This is a genomic window from Anabaenopsis elenkinii CCIBt3563 (assembly GCF_015245355.1).
GTDB lineage: Bacteria > Cyanobacteriota > Cyanobacteriia > Cyanobacteriales > Nostocaceae > Anabaenopsis > Anabaenopsis elenkinii.
Map to the genome: position 1 here is coordinate 1,225,122 of NZ_CP063311.1, position 16,367 is coordinate 1,241,488.

General features: G+C 42.9%; 17 protein-coding genes and 1 pseudogene. 8 read left to right on the forward strand and 10 right to left on the reverse strand.

Translation table 11 applies throughout. The features are described 5' to 3' along the window. Positions 1–364: 364 nt before the first annotated feature. Positions 365–1,255, forward strand: a pseudogene (locus IM676_RS05455) (trypsin-like peptidase domain-containing protein); the annotation flags it as partial. A 27-nt stretch (positions 1,256–1,282) separates the two neighbouring features. Here the strand turns inward: IM676_RS05455 and IM676_RS05460 are convergent. From IM676_RS05460 to ispD, 3 genes are all read right to left on the reverse strand, one after another. Further along, positions 1,283–1,627, reverse strand: a complete 345-nt coding sequence (locus IM676_RS05460) for a DUF760 domain-containing protein (RefSeq protein ID WP_200989282.1) — start codon at positions 1,625–1,627, stop codon at positions 1,283–1,285. A 154-nt stretch (positions 1,628–1,781) separates the two neighbouring features. Beyond that, positions 1,782–2,273 carry an SMC-Scp complex subunit ScpB gene (scpB, locus tag IM676_RS05465; RefSeq protein ID WP_200989283.1) on the reverse strand — a complete coding sequence of 164 codons (492 nt, stop codon included), beginning with the start codon at positions 2,271–2,273 and terminating at the stop codon, positions 1,782–1,784. Between the two features lie 64 nt (positions 2,274–2,337). After that, positions 2,338–3,015 (reverse strand): 2-C-methyl-D-erythritol 4-phosphate cytidylyltransferase, encoded by a 678-nt coding sequence (gene ispD / locus IM676_RS05470; RefSeq protein WP_200989284.1) that lies wholly within the window; start codon positions 3,013–3,015, stop codon positions 2,338–2,340. Between the two features lie 109 nt (positions 3,016–3,124). Here ispD and IM676_RS05475 point away from each other — a divergent pair, with 109 nt between their 5' ends. Then, complete coding sequence (locus IM676_RS05475; protein WP_200989285.1) at positions 3,125–4,081, forward strand: glycosyltransferase family 9 protein; 957 nt, start codon at positions 3,125–3,127, stop codon at positions 4,079–4,081. A 34-nt stretch (positions 4,082–4,115) separates the two neighbouring features. On the opposite strand, the gene IM676_RS05480 is transcribed toward IM676_RS05475, so the two are convergent. Then, the gene (locus IM676_RS05480; protein WP_200989286.1) at positions 4,116–4,589 is read right to left on the reverse strand and encodes a CRR6 family NdhI maturation factor; all 474 of its coding nucleotides are present in this window, start codon (positions 4,587–4,589) and stop codon (positions 4,116–4,118) included. A gap of 283 nt (positions 4,590–4,872) precedes the next feature. On the opposite strand from IM676_RS05480, the gene IM676_RS05485 reads away from it, so the two are divergent. Beyond that, positions 4,873–5,322, forward strand: coding sequence for a Fur family transcriptional regulator (locus tag IM676_RS05485; protein WP_200989287.1), 450 nt, complete (start codon positions 4,873–4,875; stop codon positions 5,320–5,322). Positions 5,323–5,490: 168 nt separating this feature from the next. Next, positions 5,491–7,245, forward strand: coding sequence for a DUF3685 domain-containing protein (locus IM676_RS05490; protein ID WP_200989288.1), 1,755 nt, complete (start codon positions 5,491–5,493; stop codon positions 7,243–7,245). 5 nt (positions 7,246–7,250) lie between these two features. Here IM676_RS05490 and IM676_RS05495 read toward each other — a convergent pair whose 3' ends face one another. The 3 genes from IM676_RS05495 to IM676_RS05505 are packed head-to-tail and all read right to left on the reverse strand — an operon-like array spanning position 7,251 to position 10,073. Next, on the reverse strand, positions 7,251–8,681 hold the full coding sequence (locus tag IM676_RS05495) for a dihydrolipoyl dehydrogenase family protein (protein ID WP_200989289.1): 1,431 nt from the start codon (positions 8,679–8,681) through the stop codon (positions 7,251–7,253). Between the two features lie 10 nt (positions 8,682–8,691). Beyond that, entirely contained in the window at positions 8,692–9,756 is a 1,065-nt protein-coding gene (gene cobD / locus IM676_RS05500) for a threonine-phosphate decarboxylase CobD (RefSeq protein WP_200989290.1), read from the reverse strand. A gap of 23 nt (positions 9,757–9,779) precedes the next feature. Further along, positions 9,780–10,073 (reverse strand): HU family DNA-binding protein, encoded by a 294-nt coding sequence (locus tag IM676_RS05505; RefSeq protein WP_200989291.1) that lies wholly within the window; start codon positions 10,071–10,073, stop codon positions 9,780–9,782. A 416-nt stretch (positions 10,074–10,489) separates the two neighbouring features. Between IM676_RS05505 and IM676_RS05510 the strand changes: the two genes are divergently transcribed. Beyond that, on the forward strand, positions 10,490–11,791 hold the full coding sequence (locus IM676_RS05510) for an ABC transporter substrate-binding protein (RefSeq protein ID WP_200989292.1): 1,302 nt from the start codon (positions 10,490–10,492) through the stop codon (positions 11,789–11,791). Positions 11,792–11,837: 46 nt separating this feature from the next. Here the strand turns inward: IM676_RS05510 and IM676_RS05515 are convergent, their stop codons facing one another. The 3 genes from IM676_RS05515 to IM676_RS05525 form a co-directional block, all read right to left on the reverse strand. Next, the gene (locus tag IM676_RS05515) at positions 11,838–13,091 is read right to left on the reverse strand and encodes a bifunctional folylpolyglutamate synthase/dihydrofolate synthase (RefSeq protein WP_200989293.1); all 1,254 of its coding nucleotides are present in this window, start codon (positions 13,089–13,091) and stop codon (positions 11,838–11,840) included. A 99-nt stretch (positions 13,092–13,190) separates the two neighbouring features. Then, a complete protein-coding gene (locus IM676_RS05520) occupies positions 13,191–13,316 on the reverse strand; it encodes a photosystem II protein Y (RefSeq protein ID WP_200989294.1) in 126 nt (41 codons plus the stop codon). A gap of 186 nt (positions 13,317–13,502) precedes the next feature. Continuing rightward, a complete protein-coding gene (locus IM676_RS05525) occupies positions 13,503–14,033 on the reverse strand; it encodes a gamma carbonic anhydrase family protein (protein WP_200989295.1) in 531 nt (176 codons plus the stop codon). A gap of 238 nt (positions 14,034–14,271) precedes the next feature. On the opposite strand from IM676_RS05525, the gene IM676_RS05530 reads away from it, so the two are divergent. From IM676_RS05530 to IM676_RS05540, 3 genes are all read left to right on the forward strand, one after another. Then, positions 14,272–14,784, forward strand: a complete 513-nt coding sequence (locus IM676_RS05530; RefSeq protein ID WP_200989296.1) for a TIGR02652 family protein — start codon at positions 14,272–14,274, stop codon at positions 14,782–14,784. Positions 14,785–15,254: 470 nt separating this feature from the next. After that, the gene (locus tag IM676_RS05535) at positions 15,255–15,683 is read left to right on the forward strand and encodes a VOC family protein (protein WP_200989297.1); all 429 of its coding nucleotides are present in this window, start codon (positions 15,255–15,257) and stop codon (positions 15,681–15,683) included. Between the two features lie 127 nt (positions 15,684–15,810). After that, positions 15,811–16,320, forward strand: coding sequence for a cupredoxin domain-containing protein (locus IM676_RS05540; protein WP_200989298.1), 510 nt, complete (start codon positions 15,811–15,813; stop codon positions 16,318–16,320). The last annotated feature ends 47 nt before the right edge of the window (positions 16,321–16,367 follow it).

A 16,367-nucleotide genomic window follows, 5' to 3' on the forward strand; every position in this document is an offset into this window, starting at 1 on the left:
AGTCTTGTCCTTGTACGGGGAGGGGACTGGATTTTATTGTTTTTTGTGCGGTCGGTGAGCGAAGTCGAACCGTGTTCTCCATTCCTTCCTATTCCCTATTTCCCAATCTTCCCATTCCCCATCCCCTGTTCCCTGTTCCCTAAGATAAAAATTACCTGTTGAAAACTTATCAAACAACCTCTGAGAATTTGGTCATGTCCTAAGTGCCTGTTGTAGATTATTGTCTTGTTATCTGTGAAATTATCTGTTAACTTGCCCATTGCTTGACTACACTTAGAAGTTAGCAACTGCACTGCTTTGTTTCAACCTATTGACACTCTCAAGTCTAAAGACGGGCTGGTTCCCACACATCTAATCAGGTTTTATGAATTTATCCTTAAAACAGCTAGCTATTTATCTATCTTTACTGACAATTGGTACTGGTGCAGGGGTGTTCGGTAGTCGTTATCTTGTACCACATAATCGCTCTTTTCAAGAGTTACGCAATGTAACCGCACCCTTACCTTCCGAGTCTTTGGTTCCTCATCAGTTGAGCAGACCCATGGGCACTACTAGGGATGATAACCTGAATTTCATTGCGGCGGCAGTGCAAACGGTCGGCCCTGCCGTAGTACGTATTAATGCTACTCGCAAAGTTGCTAACCCCCTCTCAGATGTTTTCAAAAATCCACTCTTACGCCGATTTTTTGGCGAAGATGAGCAACCAATTCCCAAAGAACGCATTGAGCGCGGTACGGGTTCGGGATTTATTTTCAGCGAAAATGGCCTATTGCTGACTAATGCTCATGTGGTGGCCGATACAGATACTGTGCAGGTTACTCTCAAAGATGGTCGCACTTTTCAGGGGCGGGTGCTGGGAGTTGACCCGACTACAGATCTGGCGGTGGTGAAAATTCCCGAAAATAAATTGCCCACTGTTAAGTTAGGCAATTCACAAAATTTAATCCCCGGACAATGGGCGATCGCTATTGGCAATCCTTTGGGTTTAGATAATACTGTCACTATCGGCATTATCAGCGCTACGGGTCGCACTAGCGCTCAAGTTGGTGTCCCAGATAAGCAAGTCAGCTTTATCCAAACTGATGCAGCTATTAACCCCGGTAACTCTGGCGGTCCTTTGTTAAATGCCCACGGTGAAGTTATTGGTGTGAACACTGCTATCCGCGCCGATGCTCAAGGGTTGGGCTTTGCTATTCCCATTGAAACTGCTACCCGTATTGCTCATGAACTATACAATCAAGGTAACTCAAGTCATAGTCCGAAAAACTTGCGCCATTGACAATTAACTGTTAGACAAATCCTCCAACTGCATCCTTTGCTCCATCTGGCGCAGAAAGTATCCCGTCATCATAGCCGACGCCAGCAGTCCAGCTAAGTTCTCCTTATCCGTGGTAATTTGCACGTTAAAGTTTTCTAGGGGGAGCATTCCCACTAGCCCTTGGACGTTTTGCGAAATTATGTGTTTAATTTCCGGACTGACGGACTGAGCGACACGGGCTAGAACTTCAGGGGGCTGATGTTGTAAATATTTGAGTAACTGATTCGGATTTTGGTCGAAGTGGTCGTTGAGAAGCTGATTGGAGTTGTCCTCGGAATTGTCATTTAAAAAGTCAGGGTCAAACACCATTGGCAAATTTGAGCTTAGTTGCTGATCCTAGTGTGCCATACTTCTACACTCACCGTCCTAAATTAGGCTGATCCTTTGACGCTGGTTCGCAACTGGCTACACACAGATGTCAATGAGCCGCCTGGCTGTTTTGTTTGGGTTTGGTGGTTTAGTTCTAGTTTTCCTCGGGCTGCTGTTCTAAGATTTGGGGTAAGTTTTCAATTTGGAAATACTGATAAAACTTCGGTGTGACTTGCAGCGAGTAGGAGCGAGAATCATTGTCCCTGCGTTTCTTGACGAAACCGAGTTCTACTAGTTCCGGTACGTGTTGATATACTCCGGAACCTCGCAGTTCAATTAAATCACTTTGGAGTATGGGGTTATTTAAAGCGATGGCGGCTAAAGTTCGCAATGCACCTAATCCTAATTCTACAGGAATCAGTCTTTGTACTAAGTAATGAAAGTCAGAGCGCAGCTGCAAACTGTAACCATTGGGGGTTTCTAGGATTTCTAAGGCACTATCTCTGTGAGCATAATTATCCATTAGTTCCATGATTCCCTCTTCCACTGTCGCGCGATCGCAGCCTGCATACTCGGCAATTTCAGTCAGGGATAAAGGCTTACCTTTTAAATACAGAATCGCTTCTATCTTAGTTGCTGTAGTCATTAGTCATTAGTCATTGAATCAAGAATCCCTGCACCGGGAGACAGGGGAGGGAGTTTACACCCCATTATCGTTGGCTGAGAATAAATTCAGCCATGGCCAAATCTTGGGGAGTTGTGACTTTTAAGTTGGTCTCTTCTCCTGGGACAATTCCGACTTCAATACCGCATCTTTCAAATAAAGCAGCATCATCGGTGACTTCCCAACCTTGACGAAGGCCTTGGGCATGGCACTGTTTTAATAACTTAACATTAAAGCCTTGAGGGGTTTGTGCTGCCCATAATTGCTGACGGTCAGGGGTACTTTGAATGATGCCATGCTCATCTACAACTTTGATTGTATCTTTCACGGGGACTGCAGCAATTAAACCAGAACATTGTTGGATGGCTTGGGCGCATGAGTTGAGCAAGTTCGGGGTCACCAGACATCGGGCGCCATCGTGAATTAATACCTGTTTTGCGTTGGCTGGGAGCGCCTGTAAGCCATTATAAACTGATTCTTGACGGGAGGAGCCGCCCGGAATAAATTCCACTGGTTTAGTCAGATTTAGGTCAGCGACAATTGCCTTGAAGTCAGACCAGTCAACTGGTTGAGAAATAATCCCGATCCATTTGATTGTACTCGCATCTGCCGCAGCTTTGAGAGTCCAAGCAATAATTGGTTGCGATCGCACTTGCAGGAGGAGTTTATTACGGGTTCCTCCCATTCTTTTGCCGGTTCCAGCCGCTGGAATAAGTAAATGCACAGAAAACCTCAATAAATTAATAACTTATCATCCATGACTCATAACTAATAATCAATAACTAATGACTATATTCACCTAAAATAAGAGCGAGTACGCGTGAATAAATATTATGCGAGTAGTAGCCCTTGTTCCTGGCGGAATTGGCGACCAAATTCTTTTCTTCCCGACTCTAGATGACTTGAGGCGTTATTACCCTCAGGCTCAGTTAGATGTCGTTGTCGAACCCCGGTCAAAGGCTGCCTACCGGGTGAGCAAGTCAGTTAATGATGTCCTGGCTTTTGATTACACAGACCGCAATAGTCTGGCTGATTGGAGCAATTTCGTGGGTATGATTCGCGATCGCGAGTATGATGCTGTAATCACTCCGGGAGAAAGTTGGTTCATGGGTCTTTTGCTCTGGCTAACTGGAATCCCTACCCGCGTTGGCTACAAAGGCAAAGGAGCGGGTTTTATGACTGATTCTGTGCCATACCAACCGAAGCAGTACATGGCGGCAGCTTACCACGATTTGCTGCGACCTTTTGGGATTAAAACCCCTTGCCCAGAGTTAGCCGTGAATGTGCCTAAACCAGATATTGACTGGTCACAAAATGAACAAAAACGCTTGGGAATCAATGACACAGGCTACATATTAGTTAATGCTGGTTCTAGTGATATCTCTTCCACAGCTTTAGATCAACTCTACCCTGTCAAATATTGGGAGGAAATCATTCAGGAATGCCAACAAAAACAGCCGGATTTGCCTGTTGTGGTGATTCGCGGCTCTGAAAATCAGCAGGTTTGGCGATCGCTACTGGAAAAGACCACCGGGATTAAGCTGACTTCCCCTGATAACATTGGCAAATTAACTGCCATGATTGCAGGAGCCAGTTTGATGTTATCTACTGTTGACCCACTACTTCATTTAAGTGTTGCAGTGCAAACTTATACTATTGCTCTGTTCGGCTCTACAGATCCAGAATTGTTGTTGCCCAAAAACGATAAGTTTCTGGCGATTAAATCACCAACTGCACAAGTAGCAGATATTTCACCCCAAATAGTTTTACAGAAAATTTGGGGCGGCTAAAATCCTCCTACACCTCTGAAGAGGTGTAGGCTTTTCAAACCATCTCAAACAACGCCTCATCTAAGTCATAACCCAGCATTTGCGCCATAGACTTTAACCGCGATCGGCTGGGGATACCTTGTTCCTTGAGCCAATCACCTAATATAAAAATTTTATGCATGAGAAATATTTCTAAAGCTTCTGGGTTATATTGAATACCTTCTTTTGCACTGAATTGGTGTGGTACCAGCATAGCAGTATAACGAGCTAATTCCCCAGATTTCCAATCGAGTAAAAATGGTAACCAAGGGTATTTAGCATCTAAACGGACAAACCATAGACGCAATTCAGGGATTTCTGACAGTTCCCGGGGATCCCCCGGTGATAAGGCATATTGGATATTAAAGCTTAACTGCTGTTCCGAGGATGCCATGGCTTTGTGTTGCAGTAGTTGCGAAATCACCTCAAGGGCGGGTGAAATATCTAGATTGTTAACGTGTTCTGTATCGAGTGTAATTGTAATTGTCATGCTCAAAAGTAGGATAGAGAATCACTAGCTTTGGTGGGTGAGATGGCAAATTTGCACCCAGTTATTTTTGTGATTTGTATATGTCTAACTTGGCACACTTGACACCTCCCTCAGGTTGGACATTTGCTATAATTGTAAGTTAAAGTTGTAATGAGTTTGTTTAACAGCAGAGTGTAATCCAGCAAACCCTAATCAATAACAGATAATCACCACATTATTCAAGTGTAAATTCCCAAAGCAAAGCCAAACCGGGAAAATCCCCTTATAGTTAACCAACTTAACTATGCAAAATCAGTCGATATCTCCCAAACCAATTCGTTCCTTAGAGGAAGCCCTAGATAGGTGTCAACTCTTGGGGATGCGCGTCAGTCGTCAGCGCCGCTTCATTTTAGAACTGCTATGGCAGGCCAATGAACACCTTTCTGCTAGGGAAATTTATGATCGTCTCAGCCAGCAAGGTAAAGATATTGGTCATACTTCTGTCTATCAAAATTTAGAAGCCCTATCAAGTCAGGGCATCATTGAGTGTGTTGAACGCTGTGACGGGCGCTTATACGGTAATATCAGTGATTCCCATAGTCATGTAAACTGTATTGATACTAATCAACTCCTGGATGTGCACATAGAACTACCAGAAGAATTGATACGTGAAGTGGAAAAACAAACAGGAGTAAGGATTACTGAGTACAGTATTAACTTTTATGGTTACCGCCATCCCCAAAAAACAGAATAATTTTTAACAGGATTTTCGGCAACATTATTACACCATGGGCGTGACAATTACCCTAGGAGAATGTCATACTCAGGAGGGCTGCAGCAATAGTTAAAGCTAGAGTTGGGGTTGCCATGATCAGCTGATATGAGCAGGGTTGGTGACTAAGTTGCCCGCATACAACATATTATGAGTAATAAACCCCTAAAATTATTGTTGATTGACCAAGATCCCATATTCCGGCTAGGATTAAGGGTGGCTTTGTCAGAATTACCTGACATTGAAGTAGTATCGGAAGCACAAACAGATACAACCGCCTTGCAGGTACTAGCACAACTGGCTCAACAAGACCCCAACCAAGTGAATTTGGTAGTTTTAGAATTAGGTAATGGTCGGTCTATTTCCAGTCAGCAGCAGGGATTACAACTGTGTCAACAAATTAAAAACCAGTACCCCGAACTACCAATTTTCTTACTTAGTTCGGTTCAAGAACCGGGATTACTCTTAGCAGTGCGTGCTACTGGGGTTAATGGCTACTGTCCTAAAGGTACTCCTATTCCTGAATTAGTGGCTGCTATGGAAGCTGTAGTAAATGGTGGTTGCTACTGGGTTCCCCCACAGGGAGCGGTGGATACCACTTCTGAGGATTCCATCTCCCCATTAGGGGTTCTTCCTCTAGCTAGGCTGCGGAAAAATTGGTATTTGTCAGCAGTTGCTTACATTGAGGCGGATTTAGCCGCAGTGATTAGGCAATTACAAATCCCTGGACTACCGTTAATAGATCGAGCTGTTTTGGCTGGACAACGACGAGAACTGTTAGCATCTCGTTGGTTACTGAGTCGGTTATTAGTTTCACCACAGGAAAGAGAACAGGAACACCAGCAACCGCCTGCAATTCCAGTATTCAGTAGTAACATAGTGCCGTTAGAGTTAAAACAGCAACCAACAGCACCGCCTCTACTTAGCCCGCGATCGCTACAATCTGATTTATTTGCATTATGTGTAAATAAATTACAACTTTCTTTACAGAATGTCACAGATGTAGCTCTAGAAATTGATATCTTTCGGGAAGATAAAAAAAGAGAACTACTGTATTTAATTCTGCAAAAACTGGCGCAAAAACTAGATGAATTGCGTGTTCCTCAAGTGAACATCCCTCAATTAGAAAGTTTAAAAGACACGATATTATATGATTTATGGCAAGCAGTAATTACAGAGTACTTTGGGAAATTCTATCGCGTCCAATTAGGTAAGCAAAACATAGAAGTTGTCAACTTATTGCTGCAAGATTATCGCGTGGTACAAACAGAGATTATTAATAAAATACCCCTAGTTTTAGAATTATTTTCTCATTTAGTCTTCCAGACAGACTTACATATTGATAATAGCTGCTACTCAGCGGGTACTCCTGAGGCTAAATTCCAAGCATTAATAATTTTAGAAAATTTATTGATTCAGGTAGCCAATAGTGTAGTTCAACCACTACTTAACTATTTAGCAGATGTAGAAGAAATTAAACAGCATTATTATGATCAGCACTTAATTTCCACCAGAGAAATAGAACGCTTTCGCAATGAATTGTCATGGAAATATCGTTTAAACAAGTATATTAATGAGCCGAAAGCCATATTTGAAAGTACTTATGAGCTATTTGTATTAGCACCGCGAGGGATTGCCAAAACTGCAATTTATGCGCCCCGTGGTCAGGAATTAGGGCAGCTTTCTGGTATTCCCTTATTGGTAACACTTGCACTAGAATTTCGAGATGCGATCGCTCCGCGGTTAAAATCCTTATTATCTATTGTGGGTAGTGGTATTGTTTTTTTACTGACTAAAATAGTGGGAAGGGGTTTAGGTTTAATCGGTCGTGGCGTCCTCCAAGGAATTGGTAGCGTATCATTAACAGAAAAGAACTTTAAGCGTCATAGTGAGCGACCGAAATAAGCCGATTACCAATTCCAGTCACGGCGAAAATGAAAAAAGCTTTCCAGGAAATCTTGTAAAGCATGATTGCTATGTAACCGTTGCTCACCCCACTGTCTGGCTGTATCTTCAATAATCTGGGAAAAACTAGGATAGGCGAAAGATAAAGAAGCTAAATGTTTAACTGGAATTTTTTGGCACATAGCCAAAGCAATTATATTAATTAACTCCGACGCTTCCTCCCCCAATATCGAGGCTCCCAAAATTTCCCCATTTCGGTGTACAATCAACTTACATATACCTGTGGTTTCATCCTGCAGTTGGGCAGCTGGGATTGATTTATAATATTGCCGTAAAACTAAAACTTTATCTGGTGTAAATTGGCGTTTTGCTTGGGCTTCCGTTAAACCCACCACCGCTAATCGGGGATGAGAATTGAGCGCCCAAGGAATGGAGCGATAATTGACCTTGAATGTGGGAAAAAACAAGGCATTTTTGACAGCGATTGTTGCTTCATAATTAGCAACATTGGGAAAATCATAACCCCCAATCACATCGCCGCAGGCATAAATACGGGGGTTAGTGGTTTGTAATTTATTATTCACCAGTAAGCGACGTTGCCGCCATTTCACACCTACAGCACCTAAATTCAGATACTCTAGGTTTGGCTGCTGTGCAGTTGCGACTAGAATTTGGTCGGTTTCAATGGCTTTATTGCCTACCTGAACCCACTTTTTACCCTCAATTACTTTGACTTGAGTTGCTGGTTGTTGATTCAGGACACGTACGCCATCAACTTCTAACTGTGCTTGTAGTAGCTGGGTGATCTCTGGGTCGGCGGAAGGTAGAATGGATGGAGATTTGACTGCTAAAGTTACACTACAACCCAACCGGGCCAGAGTTTGGGCGACTTCAATACTTTGGGGAATACCACCAATAATTAGCCAATTTTGTGGTAGGTCTGGTTGATTGAGAGTTTGCCAAATATTAGATAAGGTTAAGTAGCTACTGGTTTGCAGTCCTTCAATTTCTGGATGGGACAAAACAGAACCAGTAGCTAGTAAGTAGTTACGCCCCCGCAACAAGCGTTGATTTACCGCCAAGGCTAAATGCGGTAAGGGTTGAAATTGACAAGTACCCAGAATTACATCCACACCTAAAGCGGCTAAATTAGGGGGAGAAGTTTGTGCTTGAATGTGCTCGATCAGACGGTGACTATACAACTGGGTTTGTGGCCAGGTAACAGATGCAGGTGTGGTGTTAATTCCTAGGCCGCGAACATCATTGAGGTGGTGGAGGATTTTGGCAACTTCGCTGATGGACTGATGTTGACTAAAGCCATAATTTACTTGAGATTCGACTAAAGCCACGGTGGCTTTGAGTTGGGTTGCAACTAAGGCCGCATAGCGTCCGGCAAGAGTACCACCAATAATTACTAGGTCGTAATCAATTGTCATTGGTTATTGGTCAATGGTCAACAGCTATTGAATATAACGCTTTGAGTAGACGTTGGTTATCAGCATCACAACGGACAGCAACCCGGAAAAAGCGATCGCCTAATTCTTTAAAACTCCGACAGTCACGAATTAAAATTTGGTGATGCTCGAGTAGTTGTTGCTGTAATTGGCAAGTTGATGATTGGGATGCTACAAGTAGGAAGTTAGCACTGCCTTCTAGGGGCTGCAAACCTGGAATTGAGGCTAAACCTTGAAAAAGTTGCTTTCGTGCCGGTGGTAGCCATTTCCAGGTGCGCTGTTGAAATTCTTGATCCTGGATAGCAGCAATGGCAGCGGCAGCGGCTAGGTTGTTCACAGGCCAGGGATCTCGCCATGATTGCCATTGCGCCAGACGCTCAGGGTGAGCGATCGCATAGCCTAATCTTAGTCCTGGGAGACTGTAAAATTTCGTTAGCGATCGCAATACTACTAAATTTGGATATTTTGGCACCATATCAATGAGGCTTTGTTCCCCATGGGGAGGCAGAAAATCCATAAATGCCTCATCCACCACCACCAAAGCATATTGCTCTAAATGAGGCAAAATAGCCTCCCGCAAGAATAACCTGCCTGTGGGGTTGTGAGGATTATTTAGCAATAATCCATAATTTCCTAGTGCAGATAAAGGGGATAAAATTTCCCATTGTCCAGTCAAAGAAAGGGGAAACTCCAGGATGTTAGCGTTATATGCCGTTAGTGTGCGGTAATAATCGCCAAAGGCTGGAGTAACTAACATAGTCCCGGATAAATTTGCTAACTCTCTACCTGCTAAAGTCAATAATTCTGCGGAGCCATTTCCCGGCAGAATCCACTCAGGAGGTAATTGATGCCAGCTTCCTAGAGCAGATCTTAGTTCACTGTACTCTGGTTCCGGATAGTGTCTAAGATTATCGATTTGCGCATAGATAGCCGCGATGGCGCTATTTGGGGGTCCCAAAGGGCTGATGCTGGCAGAAAAATCCAGAATAGCTTCAGGTGGACAGCCAGCTAGTGCTGCCGCCCAGGCTAAATTTCCACCGTGAACTGGTTGCCGCATCAATAAGAGATTCCCTACATTATCTATTCTTTGGGTTCTTTTGGGGGTGCAACCTTTTCTCTAAAGAGTTTACCAGCTGAAAAAGCAGGAACCCTAGTGGCAGGAATCTCCATCTTTTCGTTGGTTTTGGGGTTACGACCTTCACGTGCCTTACGTTCGCGTGATTCAAAGGAACCAAATCCTACTAATGTTACTTTATCCCCAGAAGAGACAGCTTCGATAATCGTTTCCAAAGCAGCAGTTAACACAGCATCGGCTTGTTTTTTAGTCACACTAGCCTTTTCAGATACTGCATCAACTAATTCACCCTTGTTCATATCAAACTCCTTGATGTTTACTTGAGATTCTCGACGGTTGGATTATTTTTCCAGAGAATTAGAAAGTCGCTCTTGGGGAGTATTCATGTAAGAAATACCTGTACATCCCATCAGATCGACTTTTCAATGAATCATTCTAAAGTGTTGTAGCCTGAAGTGGATAGATGAAACCATTAATTTATATGGATTTCGGGTTTTTTTGTGCTTTTTCAGTAAATTTCACCCACAAAATATACAGAGAAATTCCCGGAATACTGAAAAATGCCACATATTTTTTCAGCTTTTGCTCTCAACCTGGTCATCGATTAAGAGCAGATTAACATGATCAACCGACTGATACTTGACAATTTTTGCTAGACTAAGCAACTGATTTTGACAACTTTTTCACCCCTTGCAAATGTAATCATCAGGCTAAAATGATCCGATTGCGAAAATTAAAACAACTGGCTATCTGGGTATTGGTTGGCTTGCTGGGCAGTTGGTTAGTAAGTTGTAATACTGCCAATATTGATATTAATACACAATCAACCGCGGCAGGAGAAGCTACTATTGAGTTTTGGACAATGCAACTCCAACCTAAATTTACTGACTACTTCCAAAGTTTGATTGCTAATTTTGAAACTGAAAATCCTGGTATCAAGGTCAAATGGGTGGATGTGCCATGGGCAGCTATGGATAACAAAATTTTAACATCTGTCTCAGCAAATACACCACCTGATGTAGTCAATCTTAATCCGGTTTTTGCTTCCCAACTGGCGGGGCGAAATGCTTGGTTAGACTTGGATACTAAAATTTCTGATGCAGAACGTTCTTCTTATCTGCCGAATATTTGGCAGGCTAGCACCCTCAATGGTAAAAGTTTTGGTATTCCTTGGTATTTGACTACCCGGCTAACTATTTATAACAGGGATTTATTGCAGGCCGCAGGTATTAACAAAGTACCGTCAACCTATGCAGAATTGGCAGATGTAGCCCAGAAAATTAAGGAGCAGACGGGTAAATATGCTTTTTTTGTCACTTTTGCACCCCAAGATTCTGGTGAGGTGTTGGAGTCATTGGTGCAAATGGGCGTTACCCTGGTAGATCAGGAGGGTAAGGCGGCTTTTAATTCTTCCCAAGGTAAAGCAGCTTTTCAATATTGGGTAAATTTATATCAACAGGGGTTACTTCCTAGGGAGGCTTTAACCCAAGGACATCGCCATGGCATTGATTTATACCAGTCTGGCGAAACGGCATTTTTAGCTTCTGGGCCTGAGTTTCTCAATACTATTGCTAACAATGCACCCCAAGTTGCTCAGGCCTCTGCGATCGCACCCCAGATTACCGGTGATACTGGTAAAAAGAATGTGGCTGTGATGAATGTAGTTGTCCCCCGAGCTAGTCAACATCCCGATGCAGCTGTTAAGTTTGCTTTATTTCTCACCAATGACAAGAATCAGCTAGCCTTTGCTAAAGCTGCTAATGTTTTACCATCTACAAAACAAGCATTGGCAGATAGTTACTTTCAAAATGTCCCTGATACTGCTTCGACCGTGGAACGAGCACGGGTAATTAGTGCTAAACAATTGCAACAAGCTGAGATTTTAACGCCAACTTTGAGAGATTCTAAAAGATTACAAAAGGCAATCTATGAGAATTTACAAGCAGCTATGTTAGGACAGAAAACCGTCGATCAGGCGCTGGAAGATGCGGCGCAAGAGTGGAATAACAGGCTATAGTTTGACAATTTCACCACATCCCCGACTAGTTCGACTGGTCGGGTATCTATCTGTTGTGTCTGAAAAAATGACCGATTAAATAAAGAGAGCCACACAGAACAACTTGATTATTATTATCATTAACTGCTGCTTCTAGGGCGGATGTTAAATCCGAATAGGTTTGACATTTGGACAATTCTGGACAAATTTTAGTCGCTATTTGGGCTAGTTCTCTGGGGTCGGCTGAACTATGATCTGGTACTGGAACTAGATATAATTGGTTATGCGATCGCAGTAAGGCTTGAAAAATATCTCTATGTTCTTTAGTAGAAAGCATTCCCATCACCCAAGTTAATCCTGGGGTATTTAAACTGTCTACATAATCTCTTAATGCTTGAGCAGCAGCGGGGTTATGTGCGCCATCAATTAATAATTTGTGGTTTTTCCAACTCACCCATTGCATTCGTCCGGGCCATTGAGTTTTACTCATACCGTTCACAATTGCTTCTGGGGAAATATTCCCACCCTGGTTTTGCAGAATTTCTACAGCAGCTAAGGCTAAAGCTGAGTTATTTAGTTGAATTTGCCCCTTTAATGGGAGAGGATATTTAATAATTGAGGAATTTACTTGAGTTTCATATTCAGCCCATCCGGGGGAGATTTCACGAGCAGATTTTGGCTCAATATAGGGGGATTGTAATTCTTGGGCACGCGATCGCACAACTTTTTGGGCATCTGGGGGCAATTTCCCCACCACAACGGGACACCCAGGTTTAATAATACCTGCTTTTTCCCGAGCAATATCCGCCACAGTCGGTCCTAATTGCTGCCAATGTTCCCGGCTAATAGATGTAATTATAGTTACCATTGGATCTGAGCAAACATTAGTCGCATCCAGACGCCCTCCCAAACCCACTTCTATGACTGCAACATCAACTTGAGCTTGAGCAAAATATAACCAAGCAGCGGCGGTAATCACTTCAAACTGAGTCGGGTACTCATCATCACCTTGAGCAGCATCTTGGACTTGTAAGATTAATTGGCTAAATTTCTCAGTAGTAATTGGCTGTTTATTAATACAAATGCGTTCCGTCCAATCAACTAAATGAGGAGAAATATAACAGCCAGTCTTATAACCAGCTTCAGTGAGTATAGAGTGAAGATAAGCACAAACAGAACCTTTACCATTAGTACCCGCAACGTGAATTACCGGAACTTGGAGGTGGGGGTTACCCAGGTTCGCCAATAGTTTGATAATGCGGGAGAGTCCCAGATTTACGCCAAAATGCTCAAAGGGTTTTAGTAAAGAATTTATATCCACAAACAGCTAAACTGGGGTGAGGCGATTTAATCATAGACATCTGGGAAAAATGAAATGTGCGTGACTGGAAAGCCACGCAAAGCAAATTCACAACCAGGCTTATGCTTCTTTGTTCAAAAAGTTTTGTACTTGTCTTAAAGCTGCAGCGCCAATGTTAAATGCAGCCCAACCACCAGCAATGACAATTGGTGCAAGAACGATGACAATACGGTAATCGATATCCATTATCTAGAACTCCCCTTTTAAGTGAAAATTAAAGTTTTATGAACTGTTCTCATGTTTATTTTTAGCCTAATTGGCAAATTTCGCTAGTCCCATGGGACTACAAGCCTCAGCTTGGATGCCAATAAACTTAAGCATTGCTGCCTTTAGGCTAATTACCAATATATAGTTATATTACAATCTTTGGCACTATTTCTGGTGGTAAAAACCGAGATCACTTCCTGTTCCCCCATGAACTAAAGCCAACTTTTTGTAACGTTCTGCGTGTTCTATCAGTTCTGCGGCTTCTTTGTCTGAAACTGGGCGCAATACCTTACCGGGAATACCAACCACTAAAGACTGGGGGGGGATATTCTTAGTTACCACCGCGCCAGCACCAATGATGCTACCGTGACCCACTCTCACCCCATCTAAAATAATTGCACCAATGCCAATCAAGCAGCCATATTCAATGTGGGCAGAATGTACCACAGCACGATGGCCGATAGTGACATGATGTTCTAGAATTGTTGGTAAACCAGGGTCGCCATGTAAAATTGCCCCATCTTGAATGTTTGTACATTCCCCAATGTCAATGCTTTCTACATCTCCCCTAACTACTGCACCATACCAAATGCTGACCCCGGCTTGAATATTCACAGCACCCATGACCACAGCATTGGCGGCGATGAAAGCCGCTTGAGAAAAATCGGGAGATGGCCAGTAAGAAGTTGTAGACACGATAGAATATGAATATGGTACCCACCGAACATTGGAGAAACTCTAAACTTTGAGGCTGGTTTCATAACCAGAATATCACAGTATCATGTCTCTCATCTGAGTCAGATACACTGGAGATTGTTCACGCTCAAGCTGGGTTTGTTGGCAGCAACGAGCAAGCCTCGAACATAGAGGGGTATAAGTGTCAAATCCAACTCACTGGTGCTGGTGAAGACGAAAATATGTTTTTATCCACTTCATGATGAATCCAGGCTTGCAGTACCCTATATTTGGCCCTGACATTCAGTGTCCCCACTGTCGTCAGTCTATTCCAGCCCTGACACTCACAGATACTTATTTGTGTCCGCGTCATGGTGCTTTTGAGGCCAACCCTAAAAATGGAGAGTTGGTTCACCTCCAGTCGGGTCGTCATTGGCGACGCTGGAATAATGAATGGTATAGACAGCATACCCACCCCGATGGTATTCGCTTTGAAATCCACGAGGCATTGGATAAGCTGTATACTCAAGGTTACAGAGCAACACGGGTGATTATTGCTCAACGTTATCAGGAATTGATGAGTGGCTATCTAGAACGTAGCACTCCTTGGCGTTCTGGAGAGCCGCAAGCTAACTCTGGGCGATTATACGGATTACCCGTGGAATTTAGCCCCGATGCTTCCGAAGTTCCCTGCTGGGATGTGATTAATTTTGATCTGGAAAAGGAGCCGGGTGTACCTGTACGCTATCCCTATTTCCGATTATTTGAGTAAGAGATGTAGAGACAATTGATCAATTGTCTCTACCAGGGGTGTCCATGACCAGAAAACGAGACCTGAGCCAATGGCTTTTAGACATGGGGATAAGTCGATAGCGACTTTAGTCGCATTAGAACGATTGACTGGCTTTAGCCACAGTGGTATAATGCTCAAAGTGAGTAAGAACAACCATCTACGTGAGAAAACATCCTAGTACGGAGAAATCCCGGCAACGGACATATCCAATTTTAGTTGGAATAGTTAAAGGGCAAATAATGGCAAGATGTTGAGCGTACCTAATTGGCATCGCGATGGACTCACCAAAGCCAAAAAAAATAAAAGTAAGCGCAATTGCAATACCTTTCATACTGGTAATTGTTTTGAGCGTGTAGGGTGTTTTTGATAGCACCATTGAAAGTTCGTTTATGGACTATTCAAGAATCCCCAGGCTTATAGCCGTGGGGAGTATCAAGGATGACTAAATTATGCACCACGTTTCGATTCGCACTGCTAATATTCACCAGGCGATCGCATTCTATGAACTGTTAGGGTTTACAGTTTGTGAGCGCTTCACCACAGGCTATACTCTGGCTTGTTGGATGGAAGGGTTAGGGGGAAGGATCGAATTAATCCAAATTCCTCAACCTAAACCCGCACCAGATGCTTTTACGGATGAGCATTATGTGGGTTATTATCATCTGTCTTTTGATTTAACTACAATTACATCAGATTTACCCGGCTGGTTGATAAATTTACAATCACGTGTTATGTGTGTGGAGAATTTACCACCCCTGAAAATACTTTTAGAACCCACACAGCAGCAAATAGGCGATCGCATTTGGGAGGTAGCTTTTATTGCTGATACCGATGGCTTACCCCTGGAATTTATTCGCTGTCTGGCTCAACTTGATTAGTTACAGGGTGTATTAAACCATGTTACAATTATTTTGGTTTTTTTGTAACGAGAATTGTCAAAATTAGTTAATAAAAATTAGTTAATATATTATACCTTTGGTGGGCAAAATTTGGCTTAACTACTCAATGAATCGGTTATTTACAGAATTTCATCAAAATATATTGTACCCAATTCTACCTAATGTACTGCGTTTAATTCGCCAGTTCACTTTCCTATGTTTGCTGCTGTGCTTTGGTTTTGCGCTTCAGAGCCGGGCGATCGCAGCTGATTCTACTAATTTACTTAAACAGCCAGCCAGAGAAATTACAATTAGTTTAGGTAATTCCGCCAATGAACTTAAATTTGAACCAGATCATTTAGAATTTGTTCCGGGTAAACGCTACCTATTACACCTAAATAATCCCAGCCAATTAAAACATTATTTCACAGCCAAAGATTTTGCTGATGGTATCTGGACGCAAAAAGTCGAAGCTGGCAAAGTAGAAGTCAAAGGCGCAATTCATGAACTAGAACTCAAACCTGGTGCAGAAGCGGAATGGTTCTTTGTGCCCATCAAACCCGGAAAATATAGCTTAAACTGTTCCATAGCCGGACATACAGAAGCAGGAATGACAGGAGAAATTGCTATACAGTAACTGATGACAGGAATCGCAAACCAGGCTTGGTTAAAAATAAGGTAACT

Excerpts from the sequence above, each read along its gene's own strand:
- IM676_RS05460 (WP_200989282.1), bottom strand. The coding sequence starts at position 1,627 with ATGGTGTTTGACCCTGACTTTTTAAATGACAATTCCGAGGACAACTCC.
- scpB (WP_200989283.1), bottom strand. The coding sequence starts at position 2,273 with ATGACTACAGCAACTAAGATAGAAGCGATTCTGTATTTAAAAGGTAAG.
- IM676_RS05475 (WP_200989285.1), top strand. The coding sequence starts at position 3,125 with ATGCGAGTAGTAGCCCTTGTTCCTGGCGGAATTGGCGACCAAATTCTT.
- IM676_RS05480 (WP_200989286.1), bottom strand. The coding sequence starts at position 4,589 with ATGACAATTACAATTACACTCGATACAGAACACGTTAACAATCTAGAT.
- IM676_RS05485 (WP_200989287.1), top strand. The coding sequence starts at position 4,873 with ATGCAAAATCAGTCGATATCTCCCAAACCAATTCGTTCCTTAGAGGAA.
- IM676_RS05490 (WP_200989288.1), top strand. The coding sequence starts at position 5,491 with ATGAGTAATAAACCCCTAAAATTATTGTTGATTGACCAAGATCCCATA.
- IM676_RS05495 (WP_200989289.1), bottom strand. The coding sequence starts at position 8,681 with ATGACAATTGATTACGACCTAGTAATTATTGGTGGTACTCTTGCCGGA.
- cobD (WP_200989290.1), bottom strand. The coding sequence starts at position 9,756 with ATGCGGCAACCAGTTCACGGTGGAAATTTAGCCTGGGCGGCAGCACTA.
- IM676_RS05505 (WP_200989291.1), bottom strand. The coding sequence starts at position 10,073 with ATGAACAAGGGTGAATTAGTTGATGCAGTATCTGAAAAGGCTAGTGTG.
- IM676_RS05510 (WP_200989292.1), top strand. The coding sequence starts at position 10,490 with ATGATCCGATTGCGAAAATTAAAACAACTGGCTATCTGGGTATTGGTT.
- IM676_RS05520 (WP_200989294.1), bottom strand. The coding sequence starts at position 13,316 with ATGGATATCGATTACCGTATTGTCATCGTTCTTGCACCAATTGTCATT.
- IM676_RS05530 (WP_200989296.1), top strand. The coding sequence starts at position 14,272 with ATGATGAATCCAGGCTTGCAGTACCCTATATTTGGCCCTGACATTCAG.
- IM676_RS05535 (WP_200989297.1), top strand. The coding sequence starts at position 15,255 with ATGCACCACGTTTCGATTCGCACTGCTAATATTCACCAGGCGATCGCA.
- IM676_RS05540 (WP_200989298.1), top strand. The coding sequence starts at position 15,811 with ATGAATCGGTTATTTACAGAATTTCATCAAAATATATTGTACCCAATT.